At 72.9% G+C, this 4,995-nt stretch carries 6 protein-coding genes; 3 read left to right on the top strand and 3 right to left on the bottom strand.

Annotation, left to right across the window (positions count from 1 at the left end):
• Together F6X68_RS30560 and mug are read left to right on the top strand one after the other, a co-directional pair.
• A partial coding sequence (locus F6X68_RS30560; protein WP_151457495.1) for an SDR family oxidoreductase occupies positions 1–340 on the top strand: 340 nt, incomplete at its 5' end.
• The gene (mug, locus tag F6X68_RS30555; protein WP_151457494.1) at positions 340–993 is read left to right on the top strand and encodes a G/U mismatch-specific DNA glycosylase; all 654 of its coding nucleotides are present in this window, start codon (positions 340–342) and stop codon (positions 991–993) included. The genes F6X68_RS30560 and mug, both read left to right, overlap by 1 nt.
• A gap of 47 nt (positions 994–1,040) precedes the next feature.
• Here mug and F6X68_RS30550 read toward each other — a convergent pair whose 3' ends face one another.
• The 3 genes from F6X68_RS30550 to F6X68_RS30540 form a co-directional block, all read right to left on the bottom strand.
• Entirely contained in the window at positions 1,041–3,020 is a 1,980-nt protein-coding gene (locus F6X68_RS30550; protein ID WP_151457497.1) for an ABC transporter ATP-binding protein, read from the bottom strand.
• A gap of 116 nt (positions 3,021–3,136) precedes the next feature.
• A complete protein-coding gene (locus F6X68_RS30545; protein WP_151457493.1) occupies positions 3,137–3,904 on the bottom strand; it encodes an enoyl-CoA hydratase/isomerase family protein in 768 nt (255 codons plus the stop codon).
• A 46-nt stretch (positions 3,905–3,950) separates the two neighbouring features.
• Positions 3,951–4,178, bottom strand: a complete 228-nt coding sequence (locus F6X68_RS30540; RefSeq protein WP_007462679.1) for a helix-turn-helix domain-containing protein — start codon at positions 4,176–4,178, stop codon at positions 3,951–3,953.
• A 210-nt stretch (positions 4,179–4,388) separates the two neighbouring features.
• Here F6X68_RS30540 and F6X68_RS30535 point away from each other — a divergent pair, with 210 nt between their 5' ends.
• On the top strand, positions 4,389–4,988 hold the full coding sequence (locus F6X68_RS30535; RefSeq protein ID WP_192581606.1) for a cadmium resistance transporter: 600 nt from the start codon (positions 4,389–4,391) through the stop codon (positions 4,986–4,988).
• Positions 4,989–4,995 lie beyond the last annotated feature (7 nt).

Here is a 4,995-nt window from a genome sequence, read left to right as displayed (position 1 = left end):
CTCGGCGCGCGGGCCGGTGCCCGGCCTGGGCATCTCCAACGGCCTGCGGCCCGGCCTGGTGGGCATGGCCAAGGACGTCGCCGACGAGTACGGGCCCCGGGGCGTGCGGGTGGTCGGCCTGCTGCCCGGGCGGATCATGACCGACCGCAACGTGGAACTCTTCGCCGCCACCGGCGACCCCGACCGGGCCCGCGCGGAGGCCGAGGCCGCCATTCCGCTGCGCCGCATCGGCGCGCCGGACGAGTTCGGCCGGGTGGCCGCGTTCGTGCTCTCCCCCGCCGCGAGCTACCTGACCGGGGTCACCGTGCCGGTCGACGGCGGCGTGCTGCGGAGCCTGTGATGGCCGCGCCCGCCGACGGATCGTCCGCCGGTCCGCCCGCCGACGGATCGCCCGCCGGATCGCCGCTCCGGCGACGGACGCGGGTGGCGCGGGAGGCCGGGCGGTATCCGCGGCCGACGCGGGAGGAACTCGCCGCGGCGGCGGAGCGCACCATCCCCGATGTCATCGCCCCCGGCTTGGACGTGCTCTTCGTGGGCATCAATCCGGGCCTGTGGTCGGCCGCGACCGGGTGGCACTTCGCCCGGCCGGGCAACCGGTTCTGGCCCGCGCTGCACCGGGGCGGGTTCACGCCCCGGCTGCTGCATCCCAGCGAGCAGGACGAGCTGCCGGGGTACGGGCTGGGCATCAGCAACATGGTCGCGCGGGCCAGCGCCCGGGCCGACGAGCTGACCCCGGCCGAGCTGGTCGAGGGCGCGGAGATCCTCACCGGCAAGGTCGAGCGGCACCGCCCCCGGTGGGTGGCCGTGGTCGGGGTGACCGCGTACCGGATCGGGTTCGCCCGGCCGAAGGCCGCCTTCGGGCCGCAGCCGCAGCGGCTGGCCGGCGCCCGCCTCTGGGTGCTGCCCAACCCCAGCGGCCTGAACGCGCACTTCACCCCCGAAACGCTCGGCGCCGCGTTCGGGGAGTTGCGGGCGGCAGTCGAGACCGGGTGAGACGTCGGTTGGCCGCAGCCGGCAAGTTGGCGCAGCCGGCGGCAGCGTCAGTTGGCCGCCGCCGGCGGCAGCGCCTCGTCGGCGAGGTAGGGCCGCAGCGGCGGCACGGCCACCGGCTCGGGCCCGGTCGCGTCGACGTACGGGGTGGGCGAGTCGGCGACCGCGAACTGGGTGCGGTAGAGCTCGGCGTAGAGCCCGCCCACGGCCACCAGTTCCTCGTGCCGCCCCCGCTCGACGATCCGCCCGTCGTCCAGCACCAGGATCTGGTCGGCGTCGCGGACGGTCGAGAGCCGGTGCGCGATCACCAGCGCGGTACGCCCGGTCAGCGCCACCGACAGCGCCCGCTGCACGGCGGCCTCGCTCTCCGAGTCGAGGTGCGCCGTCGCCTCGTCGAGGATCACGATCGACGGGGCCTTGAGCAGCAGCCGGGCGATGGCGATGCGCTGCTTCTCGCCGCCGGAGAAGCGGTAGCCGCGCTCGCCGACGAGGGTCTCCAGCCCTTCCGGCAGCGACCGGACCAGGTCGGCGACCTGCGCCCCGGCCAGGGCCGCCCAGATCTCGTCGTCGGTGGCGTCCGGCTTGGCGTAGCGCAGGTTCTCGGCGATGGTCTCGTGGAACAGGTGCGAATCCTGGGTGACCACGCCGATCTCGTCGCGCAGCGAGGCGAGGGTGGCGTCGCGGACGTCGACCCCGCCGACCAGCACCTGCCCGTCGGTGACGTCGTAGATGCGGGAGATCAGCATGGACAGCGTCGACTTGCCGGCGCCGGAGGGGCCGACCAGCGCCACCATCTGCCCCGGCTCGACCGCGAACGAGACGCCCTTGAGCACGGGCTCGTTGATCGTACGGTCGAGGGCGGCGACCTCCTCCAGGCTGGCGAGCGAGATCTCGGCGGCGCTGGGATAGCGGAACCGGACGTCGCGGAACTCGACCCGGCCGCTGGCCCGGGGCACCGGCCCCGCGTCGGGCCGCTCCTCGATCGTCGGCTTCAGGTCGAGCACCTCGAAGACCCGGTCGAAGGAGACCAGCGCGCTCATCACGTCGACCCGGACGTTGGACAGCGCGGTCAGCGGGCCGTAGAGGCGGGTGAGCAGCAGGGCGAGGGTCACCACGGTGCCGGCGCTGACGTTGCCGGTGACCGCCAGCCAGCCGCCGAGCCCGTAGGTGAGCGCCTGGGCCAGCGAGGCGACCAGCAGCATCGCCACGAAGAAGGTCCGCGAGTACATCGCGGACTGGATGCCGATGTCGCGGACCCGCTCGGCCCGCCCGGCGAACCGTCGCGCCTCCTCCTCGGGCTGGCCGAAGAGCTTGACGAGCAACGCGCCCGAGACGCCGAACCGCTCGGTCATCGTCGCGTTCATCTTCGCGTCGAGGTTGTAGGACTCGCGGGTGATCTCGGCGAGCCGCTTGCCGACCCGGCGGGCCGGGATGATGAAGACCGGCAGCAGCACCAGGGAGAGCGCGGTGATCTGCCAGGAGAGGGTGAACATCACCGCGGCGGTGAGCACAAGCTGGATGACGTTGCTGACCACCCCGGAAAGCGTCGAAGTGAACGCCCGCTGCGCGCCGAGCACGTCGTTGTTGAGCCGGCTGACCAGCGCACCGGTCTGGGTGCGGGTGAAGAACTGCAGCGGCATCCGCTGGACGTGGTCGTAGACCCGGGTGCGCAGGTCGAGGATGATGCCCTCGCCGATGCGGGCCGAGTACCACCGCTGGGCGAGGGAGAGCAGCGCGTCGAACACCGCGAGCCCGGCGATGACGAGGGCCAGCCGGACCACCGCGTTGCCGGCGTCGGCGCCGCCCCGGGTGATCGTGTCGATGACGTCGCCGGCGAGTACCGGGGTGGCGACACCGATGACGGCGGCCAGCACCACCGTGACCAGGAAGACGACAATGTCACGGCGGTAGGGCCCGGCGAAGGCCACGATCCTGCGGGCCACCCCGCGCTTGAGTCGGTGGGTGGAGATCTCGTCGCGGTTGCGCATTGACCGGAGCATGCTCCAACCGGTCATGCCGCCGCCCGACATCGAGTGGGACACGTTCACCTCCGGGTCGTCGGGCTGACCGCACCGTCAGGTCAATTCTCCCGACGACTCTGACAACCTCGGCCGTAACCCTGATCTTCCCGAACGGTCCTTACGACTTACTCTCCGCGCCCGGCGAGATCACGCAGCCGGCGGGTCTGCGCCTCCCGCTCGGCCCGCTGCTGGTCGGCGGCGGACCGACCGGTCGCGCCGGCCAGCAGAGCCTTGATCTCCACCACCGCGTTGCGGTCGTTGGCCAGCAGCCCGGCGGTCAGGTCACGCACCGCGGCGTCCAGCTCGGCGTTCGGCACCACCAGGGTGGCCAGGCCGATCCGGTCCGCCTCGGCGGCGTCCATCCGCCGGCCGGTCGCGCAGATCTCCAGGGCACGGCTGTAGCCGACCAGGTCGACCAGGCGGCCGGTGCCGGCGAGATCCGGGACCAGGCCGAGCGTCACCTCGGCCATGGAGAGCTTCGCGTCCTCGGCGAGCACGCGCAGGTCGCAGGCGAGCGCCAGCTGGAAGCCGGCGCCGATCGCGTGCCCCTGCACGGCGGCGACGGAGACGACGTCGGGACGGTGCAGCCAGGTGAAGCCGCCCTGGTATTCCGCGATCCGGTCGGCGCACTCCTGCTCGGGCAGGGTGGCCAGTTCGGCGAACGACCCGGGACCGGAGGCACCGGCCACCGACAGGTCGAGGCCGGCGGAGAATGCCCGCCCCTCGCCGCGTACGACCACGACACGGACGTCGCCGGGGAGGTCCCGCGAGAAGTCGCTCATCGCGCGCCACATCGCCGGGGTCTGCGCGTTGAGCACGTCGGGCCGGCACAACGTGACCGTCGCGACCGGCCCGTCGCATTCCAGCCGGACCCCGGTCGTCTCGGCGGTCACCGAGCGATCCGGGGAGCGGCGCTGATGGACGACGCTGGTGGGCGGGTCACGCCTTCTTGCGGCGTCGGGCGCCGCCACGCTGCCGCAGCTGGACCCCGGACTCGGTGAGCACCCGGTGGATGAACCCGTAGGAACGGCCGGTCGAGGCCGCGAGCGCGCGGATGCTCTCACCCGAGGTGTACCGCTTTACCAGGTCCTTGGCGAGCGTCTGACGCTCGGCTCCGACGATCCGGCGACCCTTCTCAGTGCTGGTGGCTGTGCCAGTGGCTGCCATGCTGTGTCCTCACGTCCCAGACTGTGCGGTTCGGATACGGTCCCACCTATTAGACCGCCTCGAACGATCATGCGCCAGATATCAACTCTTCGCCAACCGACACGCTATGCAATGTCAGCTTCCCGATAGCGTGATGCTCCCGACGCGGCCCGGGGCCCCGCCCGCCCCCGGCGCCGGGCGTGACGGGTGACCGAGCCGTACCCTGCTGGCGTGATCGACCTGTTGGGCGCCGCGGCCGGCGCCGCCGTGGTGTTCGCCGCCACCAACATCGATGACATCGTCGTCCTGACCCTGTTCTTCGTCGCCGCCCGCACCACCGGCCGGCCCCGCACCTGGCAGATCGTCGCCGGGCAGTACCTGGGCATCGGCGCGCTCGTGCTGGCCAGCACGGTGGTCGCGGCCGGGCTGCTGGTGGTGCCCGAGCCGTGGACCGGGCTGCTCGGCCTGCTGCCGGTCGCCCTCGGCGTCCGCGCGCTGCTGCGTGACGACGCCGACGACGCCCCGGCGGTGGTCGGCTCGACGCTCGGCGTGGCCGGGGTGACGATCGCCAACGGCGCCGACAACATCGCCGTCTACGTGCCGGTGTTCCGGGCGCTCGGCCCGGCCGACGGCGCGGTCTTCCTGCTGGTCTTCGTGGTACTCATCGCGCTGTGGTGCGCCGCCGGGGCGTGGCTGGGCGGGCACCCCCGGGTGACACGGCTCGTCGGACGCGTCGGCCACTGGCTCGTCCCGGCGGTCTTCATCGCCATCGGCGTGGTCATCCTGGCCACCTCGGGCGTCCTGCCCCGCCTCCTTGACCTCCTGCGCTGACCGCACG

It is taken from the genome of Micromonospora sp. AMSO12t (assembly GCF_008806585.1).
In the GTDB taxonomy this organism is placed as follows: Bacteria; Actinomycetota; Actinomycetes; order Mycobacteriales; family Micromonosporaceae; genus Micromonospora; species Micromonospora reichwaldensis.
The sequence above is the reverse complement of the archived record's forward strand: the minus strand, read 5'-3'. Positions and strand labels throughout refer to the sequence as shown.

Coding starts and splice junctions, on each gene's coding strand:
- F6X68_RS30550 (WP_151457497.1), bottom strand. CDS start 3,020: ATGTCGGGCGGCGGCATGACCGGTTGGAGCATGCTCCGGTCAATGCGC.
- F6X68_RS30540 (WP_007462679.1), bottom strand. CDS start 4,178: ATGGCAGCCACTGGCACAGCCACCAGCACTGAGAAGGGTCGCCGGATC.
- mug (WP_151457494.1), top strand. CDS start 340: ATGGCCGCGCCCGCCGACGGATCGTCCGCCGGTCCGCCCGCCGACGGA.